This is a genomic window from Flavobacterium sp. DW-iso2 (genome assembly GCF_058725285.1).
In genome coordinates this window covers 1-1,706 of sequence record NZ_JBZXDY010000057.1, presented here as the reverse complement: position 1 = coordinate 1,706, position 1,706 = coordinate 1, and the positions used below count along the sequence as shown (strand labels likewise).

General features: G+C 31.2%; 3 protein-coding genes. 2 read left to right on the top strand and 1 reads right to left on the bottom strand.

The genetic code is table 11. The annotated features are described in order from the left end of the window. Positions 1 to 310: 310 nt before the first annotated feature. A complete protein-coding gene (locus AC4PRO_RS18060) occupies positions 311 to 1,045 on the bottom strand; it encodes a LexA family transcriptional regulator (protein ID WP_492118382.1) in 735 nt (244 codons plus the stop codon). Positions 1,046 to 1,140: 95 nt separating this feature from the next. Here AC4PRO_RS18060 and AC4PRO_RS18055 point away from each other — a divergent pair, with 95 nt between their 5' ends. Next, entirely contained in the window at positions 1,141 to 1,341 is a 201-nt protein-coding gene (locus AC4PRO_RS18055) for a hypothetical protein (protein ID WP_492118381.1), read from the top strand. 2 nt (positions 1,342 to 1,343) lie between these two features. Then, positions 1,344 to 1,493: a hypothetical protein gene (locus tag AC4PRO_RS18050; RefSeq protein WP_492118380.1), complete on the top strand. Its 150-nt coding sequence runs from the start codon at positions 1,344 to 1,346 to the stop codon at positions 1,491 to 1,493. The last annotated feature ends 213 nt before the right edge of the window (positions 1,494 to 1,706 follow it).

Genomic DNA, 1,706 nt, shown 5'->3' with positions numbered 1-1,706 from the left:
TAGAAATGAAAAAATTAACCGCTTAATTAAAAATCGAAATTTAAAATAGTACTCTTGTTTTATAGGGGTCAAAACATTTAAACGGTTTTTTTATGCCCAATTATCAATGAATGATCTTTGGCGCATAAACTTATAATTTAATCTTTGCTGTTACAGTTGGGGTTACAGTTGGGGTTACAAAAAGGCATAAAAAATAAAGTTTCAAAACATAGATAACTCTATGTTTTAACTAATAAAAGTATTTTTATAATATATAGATAGGGGGATAATCCCATTATAAAAAGCAATAATTACACTTTAACGTATTGGTTTATAAGGATTTGTTCTTTTTTATAGCCTGTCTAGTATGAACAACTGTAGTGCTTTGATTTCGCTTCACATTTCCTAGTACTTGATAAATCCTAACTACATCGTCAATACGAACATCAAAAGGCTCGTGAATTAAACGCCCAGAGCTCTCATATTTTTCTTCATTAACTGAACAGGCTAACCAACTCTGCGGTAATTCACTTTTTTGAAGTCTTTTAATAACCCGATATTCTGTAGTTTCAATTAAATAGTCTTGTCCATAAACGACCAGCCTTTTATTTTGAACTTCTCGGAGGGCTGCAATGCTTCCTGATTTATATTCTGGGTACATACTATCTCCATGCACTCGCATGGCTGCTGTAGCATCGCGAAACCAATCTCCAGCATCAATCATCTCAGCCGGTTCCTTTGTTGGTTCTAAGACGGCAGTTTCTTGCATCCCTGCCGTAATTACACCATCATATAATGGGATTAATTTTTTTTGTTCGCGCTCATTAATTACTGATGACTCGTTTACCTTATTTAAATCATTATTCAACATTGGTAGTTTTCCGGTAAGTAACCATTCAGCTTTAAAAATTACACATTTTGTGTAAATTAGCTCAACATCAAATGTCTTCCTTGTCTTCCAATTTGATAATGTTTGATTTGAAATCCCAAGAAGAGCGGCAAACTCACCGTCGTTCTTAAAATTATAATATTTTATCATTTCCTTTAAAATCAATGACTTATCCATATAATTAATAATTAATTAAACAAAGTGTGTAAAATAATTTCTTTTTTAAACAGTTTGTGTATATATTTGCATAACAATTTGAAACAATCAAAACAATGAGCAAAAATAAACAAAAAAAAGACTACGCAAGTTATAATCCTGCAATTATCGAAAAACTAAAGTCAAAGTACGGTTTGACCGTCCAATTTATCCAGCAGTCGCTAAGAGGGGACAGAAACAGCGATACTTCTACCAAAATTTGTGATGATTACAAGTTGATGGAAAAAGAAATTAATAACGCAATTAAAAATTTATAAATATGATCAAAAGACTAATAAAAGGACTTCTCGCACCGATAGTACGAGAAGTGTTAAATGAAGAATCTATGAAAAAAACTTCTCAAGATGCTCAACAGTTTTTTCTGAAGATTCTAAATGATTCTGTAGAAAGTCAGTCTTCGCTAAGTTGATTTTTTCGTTATAAACAGTCAATTGCTCTTCAGTTAGAAGGGATTTGAAAATTTTAAGTTTTTCAAAAATTGACTTAAATGTAATTTGTAACTGTAATTCAGTTTCACTCATATCACTATTATTTTTAAAGTTAAGAGGCGGATTCAAGGACCTATCGCAACAAGTCCATTAATTAGTTAGTTATTCAAAGTTAGTTTTTTTGTTGCATTTTG

Coding starts and splice junctions, on each gene's coding strand:
- AC4PRO_RS18060 (WP_492118382.1), bottom strand. CDS start 1,045: ATGGATAAGTCATTGATTTTAAAGGAAATGATAAAATATTATAATTTT.
- AC4PRO_RS18055 (WP_492118381.1), top strand. CDS start 1,141: ATGAGCAAAAATAAACAAAAAAAAGACTACGCAAGTTATAATCCTGCA.
- AC4PRO_RS18050 (WP_492118380.1), top strand. CDS start 1,344: ATGATCAAAAGACTAATAAAAGGACTTCTCGCACCGATAGTACGAGAA.